This window comes from Ruegeria sp. CF3 (assembly GCF_056537365.1).
Genome location: NZ_JBQFRK010000002.1, coordinates 443,642 through 467,194 on the forward strand (window position 1 = coordinate 443,642; position 23,553 = coordinate 467,194).

Sequence of the window (23,553 nt, forward strand, 5' to 3'; positions counted from 1 at the left end):
TGACCGCTTGAGCCCTTCGGCTCTTGGCGTCATATGTGCCTTCGAACGCACGCGCGATGCCCCGAAACAAGGAAATACCTCATGCAAAAGGTTCTGATCACAGGTACTGCCGGATTTATCGGGTTCCATCTTGCCAAACTTTTGCTTGAGAACGGTTGCCGGGTTCATGGCTTTGACGGGATGACTGATTATTACGATGTCCGCCTCAAACAGAGCCGACATGCGCTGTTGCTGGAGAACCCAAATTTTTCGTGCGATGAAGGGATGCTGGAAGATACCGCCAAGTTCGACCAGATCGCTGATGCTTTTGAACCGGACGTGATCATCCATCTCGCAGCGCAAGCTGGCGTCCGATATAGCCTGGAAAACCCGCGCGCCTATGTCGAAAGCAATGTTGTCGGGACGTTCAACGTTATGGAAGCTGCGCGGCGGCACAAAGTGCGGCATCTGCTGATGGCTTCGACTTCGTCGATCTACGGGGCAAATCCTGACATGCCCTTCGACGAGTGCGAAAAAGCAGATCATCAACTCACTATGTACGCAGCCACCAAAAAGGCAAATGAAGCGATGGGACACTCCTATGCCCATCTTTGGAATATTCCGACAACAATGTTCCGCTTCTTCACAGTCTACGGTCCTTGGGGGCGCCCGGACCTTGCGTTCTTCAAATTCACGGACGCGATCCTCAACGACCGCCCGATAGACATCTACAACCACGGCGACATGTATCGTGATTTCACCTATGTGGATGACCTGGTGCGCGCAATCTCTCTGCTGATCGACGTTGTGCCTGTTCGCCCCAAAGCCCCCGAAGACATCGCCGAAGGTGACAGCCTGAGCCCGGTCGCTCCCTATCGCATAGTGAACATTGGAAATTCAGACAAAGTGCGTTTGTTGGATTTCATCGACGCCATCGAAGAAAGCCTCGGCAAACCCGCGATCCGAAACTATATGGAGATGCAGTTGGGCGATGTGCCTGCAACTTGGGCCAATGCCGATCTGCTGCATCGCCTGACCGGTTATCGCCCAAAAACCGAAATCAGGGACGGCATACAGGCCTTCGTGGACTGGTATCGCGCATATTACGGTAAATAGAACCTGCGAACCTGCCTAAACCTGAATTCGCCGGCCCCAGCACCGATTAAACCGTCAGCGCGATCAGATCGCTTTTTTCAGTGCCTCGATTATCTGCTCTTGCGAATTCTCCTGCAGATACGGGTGCATCGGCAGGCTAATCACTGTTGCGGCGGCCTGATCGCCAACAGGCAAATCGGCATTTGGGTCAGAAACAGCTGGTTGCTTGTTCAACGGCAGTGGATAATGCACAGCGGTCGGAACCCCGGCGTCTTTGAGCTTAGCTTGCACATCCTCACGATTGTCCACGCGTATCGTGTACTGCGCCCAGGCGCTGGTCGCCCCCTCCATCAGCGTCGGAGCGGCGATATTGGTTTCCTTCAGTAGCACTTTGTAACGGTCCGCGACGGTGTCTCGCAGGACCAGTTCATCCTCGAAAATATCCAGCTTGCACAGCAGGATCGCAGCCTGCAATGTGTCCAGACGGCTGTTAACGCCAACCCTGATATGGTGATAACGCCGGTCCTGCCCGTGCCGGGCTATCTGGCGAAGAATGATGCTCAGATCATCGTCCGAGGTGAAGATAGCACCACCATCGCCGTAGCAGCCAAGGGGTTTCGATGGGAAAAAGCTGGTGCAGGAAATCGTTGACAGGTTTCCTGACCGTTTGCCACGCAAAGATCCGCCAAAGCTCTGAGCAGCATCCTCGATGACAGGTAAGCCGTTTGCCACAGCTACCTCGTTAATTCGTTCGAAATCAGCAGGTTGGCCATACAGCGACACCGGTATAATTGCCTTTGTCCGGGGTGTGATCGCAGCGTCAAGCTTGTTGGGATCAAGGTTATAACTAGTCTGGTCGATATCGACATAAACCGGCTTTGCGCCCAGCAATCTGACGGCTTCAGCCGTGGCGATATATGAAAATCCGGGCGTGACGACCTCATCCCCCGGCCCGACCTCAAGCGCCATCAAGGCAATTTGCAATGCATCCGTTCCATTGGCGCAAGTGATGCAATGTTTAGCTCCCGTAAAGGCAGTCAGCCGTGCCTCTAGTTCAGCCACTTCTGGGCCAAGAATGTACTTTCCATGTGCCAACACATTGGCAATGCCAGCATCAAGCTGATCCTTGATACGTTTCTGTTGTTCCGCCAGGTCAATAAATTGCATCGCTAAAACGCCCTATTGGTTCTTGAGGAATTTCTGCAAGCTGTACCTCTGCAGTTTCCCATACATAATCCGGCACCGCTCGACCATGTTTATTCGTCGGCAAAGACTTAATACAACGGGTCTGTTTGGCACGAATTACCGCAGTACTAATAACTGGGCGGACCGTTTCCCTGTATTGCCCAGTGCCCAAAACGTCATGGGTGGTGGGATAACATGCAGACGATCCGTTTGATCAGAGTACCGTGCTGCTCATCAGCTTCGGATGCTGCTCACCTTTGCTTGCTTCGATCGAGGCATTGCGGATATGGCTGACCATCGCAATAGCAGGCCGGTTTTCATTCAATCCAAACCCGTTCCCGTTCAGAATCTCTTCGTAGCTTCGCGTGTGCAAGTCGGCAAATCCGCCCGAGAATTCGATCTCTTCCCCATCAATAGTGATGGAGCGATAGGTTCTGGCTCCGGTTTCTCGCGCCTCTGCAGGAACGTCATTTACGTCCAGCGACAAGAACCAACGGCACCGGGCGTGTTCAAACTCAAGATAGCCCGCGGCCTTGGTCGGGGCATTGAGATGCACATGGTTCGCCTGAAGGTCTCCGAAGAGGAAGTGCAGCATGTCAAAGAAATGCACGCCGATGTTGGTGGCAATACCGCCAGATTTGCGGACATCCCCTTTCCAGCTCTCCAGATACCAACGTCCACGGGACGTGATGTAAGTCAGATCGACCTCGTACTTGGTATCCTTGGGGCTGTTTCGAATCTTGTCCCTAAGAGCAATGATCGAGGGATGTACGCGCAACTGCAGGATCGTGTTTACGGTCTGTCCGGTCGCCTGTTCGATCGCTTCCAGGCCATCGATATCCTCTGGGTTCAATACCAGCGGCTTCTCACAGATCGCATCGGCGCCTGAACGAAGGGCAAACCGCATGTGGCTGTCGTGGAGGTAATTCGGCGAGCAGATCGAGACATAATCAATTTTGCCCGCTTCGCTGCAACGTAACATGTCAACATAGCGATCAAAACGCTCAAACTCTGTGAAAAAATGTGCATCAGGGAAGTGGCTATCGATAATTCCAACGGAGTCGCTTGTGTCCAGAGCAGCCAACAACGTGTTTCCGGTATCCGTTATCGCCTTCATGTGGCGCGGCGCGATGTATCCTGCGGTTCCTATTAATGCAAAGTTGCTCATTCGGTGCGTCCCAAGTGCTCAAATTGTGCTACAGCGCTTCCAAGAAATTCTTTGGGAAGTCAATAGTGGAAGGCATTTCAAGCATCGCCAATCAAGCTGGAAACCCCGATCAACCTCTGTTAGAGCGGTTCGGAATTGTCAGAGCTAGATTGATCTTCGACCGATGTCAGACACCCGCCCGAAATCTCAAAAAACCGTATTCTGTCTTACCTACCACGAGATAACGGCGGATGCGCGTGTTCTCAAAGAAGCGCGCGCGCTTCAAGTAGCGGGTCATAACGTACATATCTTCTGCGACTGGCCAGGGGGCTTGCCGCAAGAAGACAGCATCGATGGCATTCGGATCACTCGATTCAACTGGCAGTCTTGTGAGAACATCACTGAAAAATTGCTTGAACGTTTCTCGTTTATGGAGCGCACGTCCGCTCAAGTCGAGCAACGTGTCGTACCGTATGTCGAATCCGCTATTCAGCTGAATTCTTTGAAAACCTGGTTGAAGACCTTTCTGACGGACGAAGACGTCCAAAAGCTTGACCCGATGTACTACAAAAACTTCGGCGGTGATGAAAGGCGGGCTAGAAAACTCGTACACAAACGGCTGCTTTGGAAAACACGGCTTGGACTTGGATTTGGAAAAGGCCCGAAAAACCTCAAGTCATTTATGTTGATGGCCCGAAAAGTCAGAGAAAATTTCTTTAAACTCTATCAGTTGGAATCATTGATTTACGCAGAAAACCTTTGCCACCTTAAATTTGATGAGGTCCCTGATGTCATCCACGCTCATGATATATATTGTCTCCCTGCAGGCGTCGTACTTGCCAGGCAGTTCAACGCAAAACTTGTTTATGACGCCCATGAGTATGAGCCCGCGCGCGCTACAAAGAATCCGTCGAATGGATCGAACTTTGCAGAAAACCTAGAAGACGATTGCCTCCCCTTCGTCGATTATATGATCACCGTATCGTCGTCCATCGCAGATTTGTATGCCAAACGCTTCAAAGATAGTCCGACACTTATCCTCAATGCTCCAGAGATAGATGTCGATTACATGGATAGTCGTAAAGAAAAGGCGTTGGATCAGCTTTCTATCCGTGCTCAGGCAAACGTTGCTGACGGGGCGCCCTTGATTATTTTTACTGGTGGCATTCAAATGTCACATCGTGGGTTAGATAAAGTTCTTGAGGCTTTGGTTCATCTTCCCGAAGTCAACTTAGCTTCGATGGGCCCACGGCACCTCCGAAACGACAAGTGGTTCATGAGTGTCGCTCATGACTTAGGTGTGGATGATCGCGTTACCTTGCTTCCACCTGTGGCAGCTCCAGATGTACCAGTCGCAATTAGTACAGCAGACCTCGCTATATGCCCGTTTCAGGACGTATCGCTCAATCACCGCTACGCAATGCCCAACAAGCTTTTTGAGGCAGCATTTGCTGGCGTACCAATTTGTGTTTCAGATCTTCCAGAAATGCGTCGGTTTGCAGAGTCTCTCGGTTTCGGACGAGCAATGGACGAAACAAATCCTCAGAGCATTGCTGAAGCTATTCGGGATGTCTTGGACCATCCCGAACGCTTTACGTTAAGCGTCGACAACAGAAGGAAGCTTTGGGAGACCTACAGCTGGCCTGCGCAAGCCAAGAAGTTGGCGGCGCTCTATGAAGGTATTTAAACTCGCGCGGCTAGTATCTGTGCGATTTGTTGCGAAGCGGTTCCATCACCATAGATTTCTATCTGATTTCCGCTAGTCCCTATCGCACTTAGCATACCATCCTCGATATCCCCTTCTATGGGCGAAACGATACGATTCCAGCCGCTTTCAACAAGCTCAACCCATTCTGTTTCCGTTCTAAGAGTTACGCAAGGGACGCCGTAGAAATACGCTTCTTTCTGCACTCCGCCAGAGTCCGTAGCAACCAGCACCGCATTGCTTTCTAGAGCGACCATATCCAAGTAACCGACTGGGTCTATCGTTTGGACATGTTCGAATTTACGACCGATTCCTTTTATCCTTGCGGCAGTACGTGGATGCAATGGCAAGACAACCGGATGTTGTTTTGCAACCGCCTCCAGACCATCAACAATGTTTGTTAACGTTTCTGGCGAATCCGTATTTTCAGCTCTATGGATCGTCGCAAGTATGAATCCGTTTGCGTCTAACCCAATGTCAGCCAAAATTGTTGATTTCTGCTTGGCCTTTTCACCGAAGTGTAGTGCTGCGTCGAACATCACGTCACCGACTTCAAAAATTTTGCTCTCCGAAATGCTTTCTCTTCGCAGATTTTCCACAGCGTCGCTGGAAGTCGTGAACAGAAGGTCGGAAACGTGATCCGTTAGAACTCGGTTCGTTTCTTCGGGCATCTTTCGATTAAATGAGCGCAGCCCGGCCTCTACGTGCGCCACCGGGATATGAAGTTTTGAGGCGACCAATGCACCAGCCAATGTTGAATTCGTATCTCCAAAAACAAGGAGCGCATCTGGTTCATGTTCTTGAATGACGGGTTCAAGTTTCTGCATCATCAGTCCTGTCATGGCACCATGACTGCCTGAGTTCACCGATAGGTTGATGTCGGGTTTTGCAATTTCTAGTTCGTCGAAAAAAATCTTAGACATCGAATCGTCATAGTGCTGTCCTGTGTGAATCAGCACCTCTGTTACTCCCGGCATGGAACGAAGTGCTCTGCTCACCGGAGCCAATTTAATAAACTGAGGGCGCGCGCCAACTACAACTGCGATTTTCACGGTAGCTCCAAATAAATAATTGCCTAAAACCGCGCTAACACACGGCCAGTATAAATTCCACGTGATATCTCGTGACTGATTTACTGACGCGGGTTCAGATTAACTTAACAGTAGGGTCAACCTTCATAACCAACAGATGACGGCCGCCACGAGAGCAATGGTAAAGGGACAGACCTCTGGACAGCGCTTGAAGCGCGTCGCCAAGCGCCTGCAGCCCTTTAGCCCGCCGAACACGATCTCGATGCGGTTTCACCGCTCGTATCTGCGTTTTGGCATATTTGACTGGGGTCTTGCGTTGCTTTCGACCCGAAATGCAGGCACGTGCCCCCTCGTCTCACAACGCTTCTCGGGTCCAGTCAGCATCGTAGCCGCGATCCCCGAACTGCCATTCGAATTAGGAAAGCTGCCAAGCAGCGAGTGTGCACCAACGTCGTCGCTGAATTGTCCGGCGGTGACAAGCAGGTTGACCGGTAGCCACTAGCTATCGCAGATCGCACGCAGCTTGGTGTTCATACCGCCCTTGGTTTGACCAATCAGACGACCACATCCCATTTTGGCAGCCATACTCGTCGCGGTATGGTGCAATTTCGGATGGATTGCACGATCATAACAGTCTTTTGCTTGCAGTGTTCGGCAGCGAGCCCAGCCATCATCCGCGCGAAGATGCCTTTCTCGTTCCTAAGTTTCCATCGGCTACAGAGCGTCGAAAGGACCGCTCATATCAAAGCTCAGCTATCCGAGCTGCTAAATATACAGTGCTAACAAAATCGATGCATCGTGACACTAGAATTGATACGCGTGAGGCGATCCTGCTATCAGCTATATAAACCTGATACTACCACTAACAGCCCTTTTGGCCATGCGACGACGAATCCCGTTTCCACGCATAGAGTACTTGTTTCTGGTACTCTGTGTCGGTGTAGCGCTTCCATATGCCATATTCTTCACTCGGGCCCGATTTCGGATCCAATTTTATTGGCTGATACATGCGTCAAATGCGACGTTTCTCGCGACACCGCGGGAGCTTAGCTTAGACGCACAAATGATACTTAGACAGCTTTGAGGAGTTATCTTGCTAGTATTTTATTATTGCCTAAGATACTTGTTAAATTAGTACACCTGAGCCTACGCGCTTGTAACTTTGCCAGCTAGAAGAAGCTACCGGATGCTTTGCAATAAACCGGTGCCAGAAGAAGCAACCCGAGTGGCACCTACGCATTGTAGCGTCAAATTGGCCAGAGATTAGCAATGCATCTAAATCACCCCCACCTCATTATCGCAAATAGCTGCACGGGCTTAAATCAAATATATTTTGCCGATTTCAAGGAGTTGATTTCAAACGTGAAACCTCATGCTGTCTGGAGCAAGACTGTATTATGTTAAACCGGCAAACCACATCTCCAGACACCTTGGTGGTTGATCTCGACGGCACCCTGCTCAGATCAGATATGCTGCACGAAAGTTTCTGGGCAGCTTTCTCGTCAAACTGGCGCACACCGTTTCGCGCAATAAAGGCGTTGGGCGCGGGCAGATCAGCTCTAAAACGCGAACTGGCCGCGCGCGCAGATATCGACTCGTCAACCCTCCCCTATGATTTGAAGGTCATTGAATATATCGAGAGTTGGCGTAGAGCGGGAGGGCGAACCGCCCTGGTTACTGCTAGCGATCAAAAAATTGCCGATTGCATCGCGAAGCATCTTAATATCTTCGACGAAGTACATGGCTCAAATGGAAAGCAGAACCTCAAAGGGGCTAACAAGGCCGCTTTCTTGGAGGAGCATTTCGGTTCGGGGCGTTATGCCTATATGGGTGATGCGACAGCGGATTTGCCCATCTGGGAACATTCCAGCCAAGCAGTCACGGTGAATGTCTCACCGTCTCTGCGCAAAGTCGTCGACTCGATTGATACGCGTGTTGAACACCTCCAAACTAGTCAAACTAGCTTTAGCTCTTACCTACGGGCGATCCGGCCACATCAATGGCTGAAGAATATTCTCGTTTTCTTGCCAGCCTTTGCGGCACATGATTTTTCGGCTTCTGCGATATTACATAGCCTCGGGGCTTTCGTTGCGTTTTCACTAATCGCATCAAGCGTGTATGTGACGAACGACCTTCTGGATCTACGCGCAGATCGAGCCCATCCGCGTAAACGAGAAAGACCGTTTGCATCAGGTGCGTTACCCATTTCGCATGGCGCGCTGATGCTCGTGGTGCTTATGGGGGCAGGAACGGGAATTGCCACGCTCCTAGGTTGGCCCTTTGTATTTGTTATGGCAGTGTACTTCATCATTACAACGGCATATTCGCTATCGCTGAAGCGCCGTATGATCATCGATATTTGTACGCTGGCCGCCCTGTATACGATGAGGATCACCGCAGGGGCTGTGGCCACAGGCATTCCGCTATCGGTATGGCTCCTAGTATTTTCTTCATTCTTCTTTTTTTCATTGGCTGCCGTCAAGCGGCAGGCCGAACTAATCGACAATGCAGCACGTGGCAAGTTGAAGGCTGAAGGCAGGGGGTACCAGGTCGAAGATTTGCCTGTAGTCTCAATGATGTCAGTTGCCTCCGGCTACGTTTCGATATTGGTGATGGCGCTCTATATCAATTCTCCTTCCGTGATGGTTCTCTACTCCGAACCCCTAGTTTTGGGAGCGATTTGCGGCATCTTGTTTTATTGGATATCACGGATAGCGATGCTAACGCATCGAGGACAAATGCACGATGATCCAGTTGTTTTTGCAGCACGTGACCGCACAAGCCAGATTTGCGTTATCCTGATGGTTAGCTTTGTTATCGGAGGCACAGTATTGTGAGTGTGGAGGTCCTAGTATTTCGGTATACGGTCTTCGCAGTCTTGGCGACCATAGCCAATTTGGGAATGCAACGCTTGGTACTGTCGATCAATTCGTCAACCTGGGGATTTGCATCTGCTGTCTTTTGCGGCACGCTTGTGGGGCTTCTAATCAAGTACTTCCTAGACAAGCGCTGGATCTTCGCCGATACATCACGCAGCATCCGCGCGCACAGTCGGAAATTTACTCTCTATACCACCATGGGAATTGTCACGACATTGATTTTCTGGGCAACAGAAACCACGTTCTGGGTGATCTGGAAATCCAACTTGATGAGAGAAATCGGAGCGATCATCGGCCTGACAATTGGTTATGTGGTTAAATACCATTTAGATCGCCGATTTGTCTTCACAGACTCGCAGAGAGCGAAACCAGCATGACGCTTGAAGGATGGGGCAGATTTCCCGTCTATCAGGGCACTTCCGAGGCTCCGCGGAACGAGGCGGAATTGTCTGCATTGGTATCCGAGCATGCCGTCATTGCCCGTGGAAATGGCCGTGCCTATGGGGACAGCGCCATTGGATCGAATGAGACCGTTTCGATGCGTCATTTCAATCGGATGCTCTCATTTGATGCGTCGGCTGGCATTCTAGTCGCCGAGGCGGGTGTATTGCTGGCTGATGTGATATCAACATTCCTTCCACGAGGTTGGTTTCCTTCTGTGACACCGGGGACGAAATTTGTCACGCTCGGAGGCATGATCGCTGCAGACGTGCATGGAAAGAACCACCACAAAGAGGGCAGTATTGGCGCTTTTGTGGACTGGCTTGATGTCGTCACACCAGCAGGTAGGATAGAGCGCTGTTCGCCGCAGGAAAATGCAGATTTGTTCAACTGGACCACCGGTGGAATGGGGCTTACGGGTATCATCTTGCGCGCAGCTCTTCGTCTACGCCCAGTCGAAAGCGCCTGGATACGTCAAACCTTGCGACCGTTGCCAAATCTAGATGCAGCGCTTGATGCATTTGAAGCAACTCAGGACGCAACATATTCGGTAGCGTGGATCGACTGCCTAAGCCGGGATGACAAACTCGGTCGTTCTCTTTTGATGCTGGGGGAGCACGCCACGCGCGCCGATTTATCAGGGGACAAGTTGAGGTATCCTTTCGAAACTCCAACGAAAAGGAAATTGTCTATTCCGTTCGACTTTCCGCAAGGACTGTTAAACAGACTGTCTGTGCGAGGGTTCAATGGGCTCTATTATTGGAATGGCTCTCGCGAAAGCGGCGAAACACTGGTGGATTGGGACAGTTATTTCTACCCACTCGATGCTATCCTCGGCTGGAACAAGATCTATGGGCGCAAAGGACTAATGCAATTCCAATGTGCGCTACCTCTGGAGCACTCCAAACGCGGCCTAACTGCGCTACTTCAAGCCACATCCGCCGCAGGGGCCGGATCTTTCTTGGCGGTGCTAAAGCGGTTCGGCCAGCAAGACAGCGCATTTTCTTTCCCAATGTTGGGCTACACATTGGCTCTGGATTTCCCGGTAAACCAGCGAACGCTTTCGCTGATGTCGCAGCTCGACCAAATCACGATGGACCATGGCGGCCGGTTCTATCTAGCTAAAGACAGCCGAATGCCGGCCGATACTTTGCACCGTTCTGATCCACGCGCCGCTGCTTTCGCCGCCCGCCGCGATGAAGCCGGGCTAAGCAGCAGTTTTCGTTCAAAACAATCAGAAAGGCTCAAACTATGAGCAAAGGTGCAGTGCTAATCTTGGGGGCACGATCCGACATTGGTCTTGCGATAGCCCACGAATTCGCAAAAAGCGGTCATCCAATACAGCTCGCACTGCGAGATCCCGCACATTTGGAAACGGCACAGAAGGATTTGCTTTTGCGTTATAATGTGCCGGTTACTCTTCACGTCTTTGACGCTCTCGCATTCGAAACGCATGCAAGTTTTGTCGACGATCTACCCGAGCTCCCCCAGATCGCTGTTTGTGCTGTCGGACTGATGGGTGACCAAGTAGAGAATGAACAAGATGTGGATGCTGCAGTGACAGTCATGCGATCCAACTATGAAGGGCCCGCCAGCATTCTGGCTGTCTTGGCAAATCGCTTCGATCAACGCGGTTCGGGCAAAATCGTTGGTATCAGCTCTGTTGCAGGTTTGCGCGGGCGTGCCACCAACTATGTCTACGGCTCGGCCAAAGCCGGATTCACGGCCTTCCTTTCCGGTCTGCGTAACCGCATGGCTCGTCGGAATATCCATGTTCTTACGGTTCTGCCAGGCTTTGTGGCCACGCGAATGACAGAGGGCATGGACCTGCCTGCACGTCTTACTGCGGCGCCAGAAGAAGTAGCAGAAGCCATTTCTCGCGCACTGATCAAAGGACGCAATGTGATATATGTTCGTTCGATTTGGAGGCTGATCATGATGATCATCACCCTTATTCCGGAAACAATCTTCAAAAAAATGAAAATCTGAAGAGTAAATATGCAAAAAAAATGTTGAGATCCCTCAATCTATCGCGCAGCTCCATTTTATCCGAAAAAGGTATTTTGCATATTTTTACATCGCAAGAAAACTCTAAGGCAAAATTCAATATCAGGCGACTGCGCGAGTTTCGACGGAACATTACTGAAAGACTGTGGATGGGAAATCTACTCGTTTAGTACTTCTGCTAATGCCTAGGCTCAGGACCCATTGATTTCCGCCTTGCTGCCTGATTCACTGTTCACAAAACGAATGGTGAATAGGTCTGATCTCTTCTGGTTGAACGACGCGCGGATGGCACGTCTCGAGCCCTATCTCCCAAAGCTCCATGGCAAACCCCGCGTTGATGATTAGCGCGTCCTAACTGGAATTATTTTCATCAACCGCAATGAGTTACGCTGGCGGTGCGCGCCTTCGGAATACGGCCACACAAGACCCTGTACAACCGTTGGTAACGGTGGAGCGGTAAGGGTATCTTTTCGCAGATGATGAACGATTTGGCCGCTGAGCGCGGCGAGGAGAGGATTGTTATGATCGACGCGACCTACTTGAAACCCACCAAACGGCGTACAGTTTGGGCGTCAAAAAGGGGGTGTGGTGATCTGATCGATCGCACGAAGCGCGGCTTGAATACTAAGCTGCACGCCATCTGCGACAGCCAGATGCGTCCGCTAAACCTCTCTGTTGCTGCCGGTCAAGTCAGCGACCATGATGGTGCGCGGGCTTTGCTGAGCAGCCTGCCAGATGTCGACTACCGCTCGGGGGCCGAGGTTGTGACGCTGATTGGTTTCGAGAAGCGTTGAAAGACAAAGGGATACGGGCCTGTACCCCCGGTTGAAACCAGTGAATAACTGCGGACAATTACGACATGCGAAGATAATAGCGGCGCACCCGGATCGAGATCATGTTCGGCAGGCTCAAGAATTGGAGGCATGTCGCAACCCGATACGATCGCTGCCCCAAAGTCTTCCTATCGGCAATCGCGCTCGCCGCAACCGTCATCTATTGGCTATGAGTACTGAGCCCAACTGCCGTTCATTTCCCAATAGGGGAATCAATCGCTTCTGTGCCTAGCGAGATTACAATCGCCAAATCTGTTTGCGACCCAAATACCCATTGCCTTTTTCAACAAAGCAACTAGTAGAGACGCGACTTCGTATTTGGGGCCCCTCTGACTATCCTGCGCAGACTTAGATAAAGAGCGATTTTATCATGACACAGACATCACTAAACAACCTGCTACAAAAGCTTACTGCGAAGCAGGCTGTGATCGGGATTGTTGGACTGGGATATGTCGGACAACCCCTGGCCCTCAGATATACCGAAATTGGATACCGGGTGATTGGCTTCGACCTGGATACCACAAAGGTGCAGAATTTAAACTCCGGTCACAGCTCAATTGAGCATATCGACGATGACCGCATTGCAGAGGCGCGAAAAAGTGGATTCGAGGCCACTACAGATTTCTCGCGCATCGCTGAGGCGGATGGCATTATGTTGTGTGTACCAACTCCACTCAACAAATATCGCGAGCCAGATCTGAGCTTTGTCACCGATACGTGTGACCAAATATCAGATCATTTGCGTCCGGGTCAGGTTATTGCGCTGGAAAGCACGACTTATCCAGGCACAACCAAAGAAGAAGTTTTGCCTCGGCTTGAGAAAAATGGACTTGAGGTTGGTGAGGATCTTTTTGCTGTCTACTCACCCGAACGCGAAGACCCCGCCAACCCGGATTTTACGACCAATACAATACCAAAAGTGGTCGGCGGACATACAGCGGCATGCCTGAAGGCGGGTATCGCGCTTTATGAGCACGCGATTGATAAGCTCGTACCGGTAAGCTCGACCGAGACTGCCGAGATGACAAAGCTTCTGGAAAATATCCACCGGGCGGTAAACATTGGCCTCGTGAACGAGATGAAAATCGTTGCTGACCGCATGGGGATCGATATTTTTGAGGTTATCGACGCGGCCGCGACCAAACCCTTCGGGTTTACGCCTTACTATCCGGGTCCGGGACTTGGAGGGCACTGCATCCCTATCGATCCATTTTACCTGACCTGGAAAGCACGTGAATACGGCATCAACACACGCTTCATCGAATTGGCCGGTGAAGTGAACACGGCGATGCCGGAATATGTGTTTGGCAAACTCGCCAATGCGCTGAATGATCGCAGCAAAGCGATTCGTGGCAGTAAAATCATGGTTTTGGGCATTGCGTACAAAAAAAATGTCGACGACATGCGAGAGAGCCCTTCTGTCACCTTGATGGAGCTGATCCGAGACAATGGAGGAGACCTCAGCTACTCGGACCCCCATGTGCCCGAGTTTCCCACGATGCGGGAACACTTCTTCGAATTGTCATCTGAGACCCTTACCCCTGAGGTTCTGTCGCAGCAGGATGCAGTTATTCTGGCGACCAATCACGATGCCTTTGATTATGAGTTGATCAAAAAACACGCGAAGCTCCTCATCGACACCCGCGGTAAATACCGTACCTCTGAGCAAAATATTGTTCGTGCTTAAATGAAACTGCGACCGGCTCTGCGTAGCTGGGCCGGAACATCTGGCGGATGGTACTTAGGAACGGCTGTCGCTCGTATGACCGCTTACGCGGGACCAAAACTCTGAATGGTTTGACGGTGTCCTAAGCGCTGGATGAATGCGCTGAGAATTGGACCCGCAAGGCAAAAATGTCGGCACTTTCCTGCCATTCCAATCAATTCATCGGTACGAACACCGCCTAAACAACTGGCGCCGCATGAAACGCGCGTTGTTCCGGTGCAGGTAGGCAGATATAGTTGCGGGAAATGTCAGGCCGCCTTCGGGTACAGGAAGATTGGCTGTTGACGAGTTCCAATTGTGAGCAATCAAGGGCCAAAACGCGTGAGCTTGAAAAACCGCAACACCCCGCCTCAGCGTCATGAGCTGCGAAAGGTGCGCAACCAAGGGAACAGTTTCCTGGCGCTTGCCTTCATTTTCAGCGTTTTTGTCAATCTGCTTATGCTGACCGGACCGCTGTTCATGCTGCAAGTGTATGATCGGGTCCTTGGGTCGCGCTCGGTCGAGACTTTATCAGCGCTTTTTTTGCTTGTCGCGCTGCTTTATGCGCTGATGGCGATGTTGGACTATGCGCGCGGCCGAATCGTGGCTCGGTTCGGAGCGCGATTTCAATCAGCACTCGATGAACGCGTGTTTGAAGGGACCATGCGACGCGCATTGTTCCCACAGGTTCGATCAGCACCTGCGACTGCATTGCGAGATCTGGAATCGATCCGCGCGTTATGCGCCTCGCCCGTTTTGTTGGCGGTTATGGACATCCCTTGGACGCCGATTTTTGTGGCCGCAATCTTCCTGTTCCATCCGTTGCTTGGCTGGTTGGCCGTCGCAGGTGGAACGCTTCTGATTGTTATCGCGCTGCTGAACCAAGCGTTGACCCATCGCAAAGTGTCAGATGCTCAAATCGCCTCTGCCAAAGCAAATTCTTTCTCTGAACACGCCAGACAAGCTGCCGAGGTCGTCAGATCTCAGGGCATGCAGGAAGATGTCTCAAAACGCTGGTTGAACCAGCGCACCGAAGCGCTGTCTCAATCCATATCTGCAAGCGACTGGACCGGCAGTTTTACCTCGCTGACGAAGTCTCTGCGACTGTTTCTGCAATCCGCTATGCTGGCGCTCGGCGCGTTGCTGGTTTTGCGCAACGAGATGACGCCCGGTGCTATGATCGCAGGTACGATCCTTCTGGGTCGCGCCTTGGCTCCGGTCGAAATGGCGGTGGGTCAATGGTCGATGATCGAACGCGCGCGCACGGCATGGATTAACCTGAACTCATTTCTTGATTCAACGCCTCCTGAATCGTCTCGTACCAAACTGCCCGATCCCAAGGCGCATCTTGTCGCAAAAGGACTGACGGTGATCCCTCCGGGCGCGAAGATCCCGACAGTGCGGAACGCATCTCTTGAGTTGCGCCCTGGCACGGCCCTGGGTGTGATCGGGAAAAGCGGGTCAGGCAAAACAACGCTTGCCAAAGCGTTGTTGGGCCTTTGGCCACCGGCCGCTGGGGAAATTCGTTTGGCCGGTGCGACACTCGATCAGTACGAACCCGACGATCTGGGGCGGCATATTGGATATCTACCGCAGCAAGTGACGCTGTTCAACGGAACGGTTGCTGAAAACATCGCCCGGATGTCACAAACCCCTGATCCCGAAGCGGTTGTTGCAGCGGCGAAAACAGCGAATGCACATGAGCTGATTCTGGGACTTGAGAAAGGATACGATACCTTCCTGGAGGGCAATGACAGCCAGCTTTCCGGTGGGCAGAAACAGCGGATCGCATTGGCGCGCGCTCTCTATGGTAATCCGGTATTGTTGATTCTGGATGAGCCAAACTCGGCCCTGGATGCAGACGGAACCCTCGCCCTGAACAATGCGGTCCGCGAGCTCAAGAGCGCGGGCAAATCCACGATTATCATGACGCACCGGCCTCAAGCGATCTCGGAATGCGACGATCTTGTCGTTGTCGAGAAAGGCCAGATCGTCAAATCCGGTGGGCGCGATGAAGTTTTGAACACGATGGTCCAAAACGCCAACGTTATCAAAAGGCACCTGAACAAGGTGGGTGAATAATGGCAGACAAGAGTTCACGTCCCGTTTGGAGTATCAAAGCGCCCGCTTTTGTCGGCCTTTTGGCTCTGGCAGTTTTGATCCTGGGACTGGGATTATGGAGCGTCCGCACTGAGCTGGCCGGTGCTATTATCTCGCAAGGTGTGATCGAAGTTCAGAGCAATCGTCAGGTCATCGAACACCCCGATGGTGGCGTTGTAGGCGAGATATTCGTACGTGACGGTGACGCAGTGGCGCGTGGGGACATGATGCTGCGGCTTGACGATACGTTTTTGGCCTCGGAGCAAACGATCGTGGAATCTCAGCTATTTGAGTTACTTGCCCGAAAGACCCGGCTAGAGGCTGAACGGGATGGTGCGAACGCAGATACGTTAAAGCAAAATCTGCAAGAGCTCAAAGCCCGCGAATCGATCGACGACGATCTGTTGGAAGGCCAACAACGTCTGTTCAACGCCAGGTTGGAAACGCTGACCCAGCAGATCGACCAGCTTGGGAAACAGAAGATACAGATCCAGAACGAGATTGAGGGGACGCAGGCGCAATTGGCGTCACTGAATACTCAGGTCGAATTGATCAGAACGGAGCTCGAAGATCAGCAAGGTTTGCTTGATCGCGGCCTGACACAGGCCAGCCGCGTTTCTGCATTGCAGCGGGAAGAGGCAAATCTAACAGGGCAAATCGGCAGCCTCGAATCCACAGTTGCGCGACTGACAGGCCAGATCGCCACGACCGAGATTCAAATTGTTGAATTACAGGCCACGCGGCGCGAAGAAGCCATCACCGAGCTTCGGGATGTGCAGTCTCGCGTTGTAGAACTGGCGGAACGTCGTCTTTCCCTTTCCGAGCGTTTGTCGCGTCTAGACATCCGTGCACCCGTCGCTGGCACAGTTTACGACAGTCAGGTTTTTGCCATCCAGTCTGTGATCCAGCCGGGTGAGCCGATGATGTATGTAGTGCCACAGGATACGCCCTTGTTGGTCGCAGCACGGGTGGATGCGTTGCATGTGGATCAGTTACATCGCGGGCAGGAAGTCGCCCTGCGCTTTCCCGCATTCAATCAACGCGACACGCCTGAGCTGAATGGCCGTGTGATCAATGTATCAGCAGATTCATTCACAGATGAGACAAGCGGCTTTACCTTCTACCGTGCTGAAGTTGTGCCTGACGAAGGACAACTGGACCGTTTGAATGGTCAGGAACTGTTGCCAGGTATGCCTGTCGAAGCCATGATCAAAACTGATGAACGCACTCCGCTTTCTTACCTGGTCAAACCATTGGCAGATTACTTCTACCGCGCGTTTCGAGAATAGCACCGGTCACGCAGTCGCATTCAAACTGCCTCGATATTGCCAAGCAGTATTGAGGTCATGTCGACCGACAGATCACTATCAACTATTGTGACCTCTGCTCCGGTTTCGTAGGTGACGTTGCTGCGTGAAATTTCGGATAGATCCGCATTTGCATCCAGAAAAACCCACTCAGCGTTGTGCTCAGAAGGCTGGCCAACCGCAACCTGAAGAATTGCCAGCGCATCCAACGCGTTTACCGATCCATCCCGGGTGATATCGGCCGCAATGTAATTTTCGGCCGTTGCCGGACCCCATGTCGGATCAAGGCCAACCGACATGCGCAAAACCTGCAATGCATCCAGCGCTGTTATCTCGCTGCTTGCCGTTGAATACGATTTGATGATGTCCAATTGGCCGGAAAACGCGCCGTCTGGTAGATCCAGATCAAATTCACCTTGTGCATTTGCCTGCGCAACAATTGCAGACCCTCCGTCTGGGGTGAACCGGATTTCAGCATTTCCCAACGCTGCGTTTGGAGTCGTCGAATTCAGCGTGAACCCACCAGCTACCCCGTCTGATGAGTTGTTATCCGGCCCGCTACCCAGATTGACAGGAATGTGATCGGGACCACCAAACCCTGCGCCGAATACCTGCTCAGTTGTCAGGGACGTGCCATTAGCTGAAACAAGTTCTATCGTTTCGTCGCGATAAGCGATTTGGGCGCCTTGAGCGGTGGAAGTGAAATCCAACTGCGCTGGGGTGCGCAGAAAAGGATAATCGGTCAGATCCAAACGATCGGTGCCAGCCTGAAAGTCCGTGATCAAAGTCGGGCCACTTGTTTGACGGATCACAAAGATGTCCGCGCCAGCACCACCCGTCATGGTCGTGGAACTGGTGCCCGTAATCAGCATATCGTCCCCTGCTCCGCCGTCCAGAATAGTGTCCAGTATACCGCCTTTTAGCATGTCGTCCTGCGCGGTACCGGTTACTGTACCGAAGCCTTCGACAACAATTCCAAGGTCGGCAATCGATACGCTCAACTGAGTGAGCCCTGCATCCTGTTGAGATGATACAAATATCTGCAGCTCATCCCCCATAGGCGCAACGCTGATCGTTTGGACATTTTGCAATCCACTGTCCAGGGTATCTGCAAAACTATCCATATGGATGAGCTGCCCGTCCGGCGTCATTGTAAACAGCGTGATCCCATCATCCCCGCCCCCAGCCACCACGAAAACCCGCCCATCAACCTCAAGGACTGAAAGATCCTGTACGGCCCCAAACCGGGTATGCAGGGTGTCCAGAATATGATCCGTCGGCTTTAACCGCCCGCTGGCGTCCAATTCCATAACGCTTAGCGAATTGCTTTGCGATCCGGCCACAACAATCCATGACTTTCCATAGGCTTGAATTGTCTCAACCGCCGTAGGAGAACTGATGCCCAGCGTCTGGATATCGTCATTACCGGCAACCTCAGAGAGCACGCCACTGACTTGATCGATCGAATATGCCGAGATTGTTCCACTGGTTGCATCTGCGCCGACAATGAAATGATTCGACCCCGATTGCAGGGTCTGAAGCGTACTGGCAGACGCGTTGATGCTATGCGCCGGGCTCAGCGATCCATCACCATTGATAATATAGGTGCCGATCTGGCCTGTGTCCTCATGCGCAAGCGCAAGCAAGTCACCAGCCCCAATCGTCACCTGAACCGCTGCAGCGATATCTCCGCCGCCCGTCAAGGCATCGGTTTCTTGCAAGGCACCGATAGTGCCATCCGCGTTTAGTTCATAACCCACAAGTCCTGTGGCGGTATCGACATCGAGGACCAGTTGATTATTGCCCGCCAGATGAATCGGGGTTCCGCTGCGCCCGACCTGATGGGCAATCGAGGCATCGAAATATTGTTGGTCCTGTTCTTGTGGGCCAGCCCCCTCCACAAGGTGCCAAGACACGAGCCCTCCCCCGGATCCGCTCGTGCTGTAAAGATACGTTTCCCCGTTAAACGTTTTTAAAGCCGTATCGCCGATACCTGAATCGAGCGCTGCGGTCCCCGTTGCCACCACTCTTTCGAACTGAAGCATCATCGCCCGTTACCCCCTGCCACCCCTGGCAACACATACAGGATGAAACGATGTTCGGTTCTGAACCAGAACAGAAATGTGGTGAAAACAAGGACTTCAGTTCCAGATTAACTCAAATTTTTCGCAGCGGTCGAATGGCTCAGAAGATCAAACCACAGACCAGATCGGCCGAAAACAGCATATCACGCAACGACCAGCGTCCATCTAATGAGAGGGCAAAATGACCAAAGATACCGTTTCGACCAGTAAATCGACCACGGACGCCGGGCCCGATGCGCAACGTACGCGCCATATCCGCAAATGGTTCGACAAAAAACTTCAGCGATGGGTAGGACGCGGGGTTGCTGGTGGCCTTGGCTCGACACTATTCGCATTACCAGCTCTTGCGCAGGCCACCGATGAACAGCTTGCGTCTCATCAGTTTGCTGAGTCAATTCCGGGCGTTCGGGTGGCAAAGCTGCTTTCGAATGGCGACGTGCAGCTGAAACTGACAGATGGGCGGACGATTGTTGTCTCTGCCGAGAACGTACAGATTCTGGAAAACGGCACCATAATGGTTGCAGATGAAGTCGTCGGCGAAATTGCACAATTAGGTCTAGCCGCAGAGGCCGCAGGTGCGACCGCAGCGACCGCAGGTGGCGTAAGCGGTGCCGGGCTGGCCTTGGGCGGGTTGGGAATAGCCGGTGCTGCAGCTGCCGGTGGCGGAGGCGGCGGCGGTGGAGACAGCGACGATGAAACTGATGCCGAACCCACCGTTACCCCCTCACCTCCTCGACCGCCCAGCCTGAACCTGGCTGAGCTGCAATCAAACGCATTGAGCAATCTCAGCAGCCAAACAACAGCGCCGGAAGGAACAACGACTGTCGAAGTTACCATCGGATCGGTGACAAAATCAGTCACTCCTGCAGGCGACGGGAGCTGGAGCGTTTCACTGACGCAGGCCGAGGCAGCGGCCCTGCCTCAGGGGATCTCGGATGTTTCTGTGCGCCATCTGGATGGTAGCGGGATGGAGCTATCGGCTGAAACCGCAAGGTTCGACGTTGATACCATTCCGCCGGTCCTGACCATCGATACATTCTCGGCGGGTGCGGTAATGAATGCTGCAGAACAAGGTACAAATCTCGAAATCTCTGGCACAACGGATGCCGAGAATGGGCAGACCGTAACGGTAGCGATTGGTGGGCAATCCTATAGTGGCACCGTTTCGGGCGGCGGCTGGAGCGTTTCGGTGCCCGCTTCAGATCTTACCACGCTGCCAGACGGGTCAAGCGTCACGGTGACGGCTGATGTATTGGATCGCGCAGGGAACCCAGCAGCTCAGGCCAATGGAAGTTTTGAAACTGATCTGACCGCGCCTGATCTGACATTAATCCCAGTGGGTGGCGGTTCAATAGATCTGGCCGATGTCGTTGGGGATCTTGTCTTGTCGGGCACGACCACAGCTGAAAACGGCCAGATGGTCAATGTATCTTTCGACGGTCAGGATTACACGGGTTCTGTATCGGGCGGCAGTTGGTCAGTGACGATCCCGAATGCCGATTTGTCTGGTTTGACTACCGGTGTGCCCGCATCCGTTTCAGTTGCCGTCAGCGACACAGCAGGCAATTCGGCAACACCGATATCGGTATCCGTTCCGGTCGATCTTACGGGCCCATCAATTGCAATCACTCCCTTGTCGGTCGGGGCTATCCTGAATGCGGTCGAAACCGGATCTGACCTGGTCGTGAGCGGGACAACAGGGAACGTAACCGACGGGCAGCAGGTAACAGTAACCCTTGATGGGCAGACTTATACCGACTCGGTCTCGGGCGGCAGTTGGAGTGTGACAATCCCCAGCGCCGATCTCATAGCGCTTGCCGATGGTGGAGACTTCAATATCACGGGCGACGTGACGGACGCCGACGGCCTTGTCGCCCCGCAAGTCAGCGTCAACTTATCCAAAGATGTCACCGCCCCAACTCTGAGTATCGACAGTTTTTCGGGCGGAGCGCTTTTGAATGCTGCGGAACGTGGTACGGACTTGACCATTACGGGCACTACATCCGCCGAAGATGGTCAGACAATCACCGTAAATCTGAACGGCCAATCCTACACTGGACAGGCCTCAACCGGGGGGTGGTCGGTGAGTGTCCCCTCGGCGGATTTGGCGGCGCTACCCGATGGAGCTACGATCAGCGTGATAGCGGATGTATCGGATGCCGCCGGCAATCCGGCGACACAGGCGACCAACAGCTTCGACACGGACTTCACCGCCCCATCGCTTGCCATTTCATCGCTATCCGACGGAGCCGTGGTCAACCTAGCCGAACAGGCAACGGATCTGGTCGTATCGGGGACATCTGACGCCGCGAATGGCACGCAAGTTTCAGTACAAATTGTCCAGTCCGGAGGTGCAGTTCTGGTCGGCGGGACCGCTACAGTCAACAGCGGCACCTGGACTTACACAGCTGCCGCTGCCGATTTGAGCGGCCTGCAGGACGGTCAACCTTATGACGTGAATGCATCGATCGCGGATGCGGCTGGCAACACGAATGCGGCGACCACCAGCTTCGGCACCGACCTCAGCGCACCAACAATTGCATTGAACCCGCTTTCGGTTGGTTCCGTTCTGGATATCGTTGAACAGGGAACGGATCTCAGCGTGTCGGGGACAACAAATGCCGAGGACGGGCAGACTGTCACTGTAAGCCTGAATGGTCAGACCTACGGCGCGGTGGTTTCGGGTGGCTTGTGGAGCACAAGCATTCCTTCGGCGGATTTGACCGGCTTGGCAGATGGCGGCAGTTTTGCGGTCACGGCCTCGGTTCAAGACGCCGCAGGAAACCCCGCAACCGATGCGACAACCATGTTGGCTACGGATTTCAAGCCTATCCTCTATATCGATGATCTGGGTTCCAACAATGCCGTCTCGCTGAGCGATGCACAAAACACTGGAATGACCGTATCAGGCAGTTCCGCAGGCCTGTCTGCCGGACAAGCGGTCGATGTCACGCTTAACTCGGTCTCGCTTGGTTCGGCCACAGTTGCAGCCGATGGGAGCTGGACCCTGTCCGCGCCTGCTGCAAGCTTTGCCTCGATTGAAGCGGGAGACGCCCTCGATTTCGCGGCACAGGCGACAGTCGCAGGCGGCCCCGATCCTGATCCGGTGTCCGAACAGGCAATTGCTCATGTTCCTGCGGCCTACACCATCGTTGAAGCCGGTCGCAGCGGAACGACAGTGACGTTCGAGGTCTACGCAGATTCCGATCGCGATATCTCAAGCGGTCTGGCCTTTACCGCCGAGCTGGGGTTCGATCCTTCGGTGGCGACCTACGATAGCGGCTCCGAGACAGAAAACCCTGACTTCAATCTCTTTCTGGCTAACCCGAATGGAGGTTCCGCAATCAGTTTCGCGGGCGCGGCCACGAGCTATGGGGATTTATCGCAGCCTGTGGTGACATTTACCATGACAGTTCAGGACGCGAACCAACCCATCGTCTTGACGTTGACCACTCCAGACGGAGGGCCATCACAGCTCCATCTCGGCACCAGTGGGAATGATACCATTACGGGCTCGGATGTTGATGATGTCATCCGCGGCAACCAGGGCGACGACACCATAGATGTGTCCGGGGGGGGTCGAGACGTCATCGTTTTCGAAGCTGACCCATCTTCAAATGGCATTGATACGATCAATGGTTTCACACTGGGCCCAGCAGCCAGCGTTTCTGACGCCTTGATGTTCCAGGGGTTGAATACCACATCGCTTCGCGGCGACGGGACCGGTGTGGAGACCTTGGTGGCCGGCGGCACAATTGGTGCCAACACCGGTTTCATCGGGCTGGAGACCACGCTTTCGGACCTTGATCTGGATACAATCACTAGCGCAGCCGAAAACCTGAATGGTGCTCAATCAGGTGATGAGATGTATCTGCTGGCAACGGACGGCACTGACAGCATTCTGGTCAAGGTTGACTATTCTGGCCCAGATTCTGCGTCGGTCGAAGCGCTTGCACAGTTCGACGGCCTTTCCGATCTGAGCAGTTTGTCCGACGACAACATCCTGATCACCGACCCAACTGGCGCTTCGGCCTAAACGGCGCACGTAGCTTGGG

General features: G+C 53.0%; 14 protein-coding genes and 2 pseudogenes. 11 read left to right on the forward strand and 5 right to left on the reverse strand.

Annotated elements, in window-relative coordinates; translation table 11 throughout:
• Positions 1 to 81: 81 nt before the first annotated feature.
• Positions 82 to 1,095, forward strand: a complete 1,014-nt coding sequence (locus tag ACR0KC_RS09765; protein ID WP_170393875.1) for an NAD-dependent epimerase/dehydratase family protein — start codon at positions 82 to 84, stop codon at positions 1,093 to 1,095.
• Positions 1,096 to 1,158: 63 nt separating this feature from the next.
• Here the strand turns inward: ACR0KC_RS09765 and ACR0KC_RS09770 are convergent, their stop codons facing one another.
• Entirely contained in the window at positions 1,159 to 2,241 is a 1,083-nt protein-coding gene (locus ACR0KC_RS09770; RefSeq protein ID WP_480706167.1) for a DegT/DnrJ/EryC1/StrS family aminotransferase, read from the reverse strand.
• Positions 2,242 to 2,473: 232 nt separating this feature from the next.
• Complete coding sequence (locus ACR0KC_RS09775) at positions 2,474 to 3,427, reverse strand: Gfo/Idh/MocA family protein (RefSeq protein WP_480706169.1); 954 nt, start codon at positions 3,425 to 3,427, stop codon at positions 2,474 to 2,476.
• Between the two features lie 163 nt (positions 3,428 to 3,590).
• On the opposite strand from ACR0KC_RS09775, the gene ACR0KC_RS09780 reads away from it, so the two are divergent.
• Positions 3,591 to 5,093: a glycosyltransferase family 4 protein gene (locus tag ACR0KC_RS09780; protein ID WP_480706171.1), complete on the forward strand. Its 1,503-nt coding sequence runs from the start codon at positions 3,591 to 3,593 to the stop codon at positions 5,091 to 5,093.
• On the opposite strand, the gene wecB is transcribed toward ACR0KC_RS09780, so the two are convergent.
• Both wecB and ACR0KC_RS09790 read right to left on the reverse strand, forming a co-directional pair.
• Entirely contained in the window at positions 5,090 to 6,163 is a 1,074-nt protein-coding gene (wecB, locus tag ACR0KC_RS09785) for a non-hydrolyzing UDP-N-acetylglucosamine 2-epimerase (protein WP_170635825.1), read from the reverse strand. The genes ACR0KC_RS09780 and wecB overlap by 4 nt on opposite strands.
• Positions 6,164 to 6,286: 123 nt before the next feature.
• Positions 6,287 to 6,867, reverse strand: a pseudogene (locus tag ACR0KC_RS09790) (IS5 family transposase); the annotation flags it as partial.
• A 672-nt stretch (positions 6,868 to 7,539) separates the two neighbouring features.
• On the opposite strand from ACR0KC_RS09790, the gene ACR0KC_RS09795 reads away from it, so the two are divergent.
• The 8 genes and pseudogenes from ACR0KC_RS09795 (at position 7,540) to ACR0KC_RS09830 (ending at position 17,396) form a co-directional block, all read left to right on the forward strand.
• Positions 7,540 to 8,979 carry a UbiA family prenyltransferase gene (locus ACR0KC_RS09795; RefSeq protein ID WP_480706174.1) on the forward strand — a complete coding sequence of 480 codons (1,440 nt, stop codon included), beginning with the start codon at positions 7,540 to 7,542 and terminating at the stop codon, positions 8,977 to 8,979.
• A gap of 2 nt (positions 8,980 to 8,981) precedes the next feature.
• Positions 8,982 to 9,398 carry a GtrA family protein gene (locus tag ACR0KC_RS09800; RefSeq protein WP_480439083.1) on the forward strand — a complete coding sequence of 139 codons (417 nt, stop codon included), beginning with the start codon at positions 8,982 to 8,984 and terminating at the stop codon, positions 9,396 to 9,398.
• Positions 9,395 to 10,717 carry an FAD-binding oxidoreductase gene (locus ACR0KC_RS09805; protein ID WP_480771782.1) on the forward strand — a complete coding sequence of 441 codons (1,323 nt, stop codon included), beginning with the start codon at positions 9,395 to 9,397 and terminating at the stop codon, positions 10,715 to 10,717. The genes ACR0KC_RS09800 and ACR0KC_RS09805 overlap by 4 nt, the downstream gene beginning before the upstream one ends.
• Complete coding sequence (locus tag ACR0KC_RS09810; protein ID WP_480706177.1) at positions 10,714 to 11,451, forward strand: SDR family oxidoreductase; 738 nt, start codon at positions 10,714 to 10,716, stop codon at positions 11,449 to 11,451. Before ACR0KC_RS09805 ends, ACR0KC_RS09810 begins: the two co-directional genes overlap by 4 nt.
• A gap of 261 nt (positions 11,452 to 11,712) precedes the next feature.
• A pseudogene (locus ACR0KC_RS09815) lies at positions 11,713 to 12,475 on the forward strand (IS5 family transposase).
• Positions 12,476 to 12,672: 197 nt separating this feature from the next.
• Entirely contained in the window at positions 12,673 to 13,989 is a 1,317-nt protein-coding gene (locus ACR0KC_RS09820; RefSeq protein ID WP_480706179.1) for a nucleotide sugar dehydrogenase, read from the forward strand.
• Positions 13,990 to 14,349: 360 nt separating this feature from the next.
• Positions 14,350 to 16,089 carry a type I secretion system permease/ATPase gene (locus ACR0KC_RS09825; RefSeq protein WP_170732718.1) on the forward strand — a complete coding sequence of 580 codons (1,740 nt, stop codon included), beginning with the start codon at positions 14,350 to 14,352 and terminating at the stop codon, positions 16,087 to 16,089.
• Positions 16,089 to 17,396: an HlyD family type I secretion periplasmic adaptor subunit gene (locus ACR0KC_RS09830; protein ID WP_170394559.1), complete on the forward strand. Its 1,308-nt coding sequence runs from the start codon at positions 16,089 to 16,091 to the stop codon at positions 17,394 to 17,396. Before ACR0KC_RS09825 ends, ACR0KC_RS09830 begins: the two co-directional genes overlap by 1 nt.
• 20 nt (positions 17,397 to 17,416) lie before the next feature.
• On the opposite strand, the gene ACR0KC_RS09835 is transcribed toward ACR0KC_RS09830, so the two are convergent.
• Entirely contained in the window at positions 17,417 to 19,330 is a 1,914-nt protein-coding gene (locus ACR0KC_RS09835) for a M10 family metallopeptidase C-terminal domain-containing protein (RefSeq protein ID WP_480706181.1), read from the reverse strand.
• Positions 19,331 to 19,679: 349 nt separating this feature from the next.
• On the opposite strand from ACR0KC_RS09835, the gene ACR0KC_RS09840 reads away from it, so the two are divergent.
• Positions 19,680 to 23,534 (forward strand): Ig-like domain-containing protein, encoded by a 3,855-nt coding sequence (locus ACR0KC_RS09840; protein ID WP_480771783.1) that lies wholly within the window; start codon positions 19,680 to 19,682, stop codon positions 23,532 to 23,534.
• Positions 23,535 to 23,553: the final 19 nt, after the last annotated feature.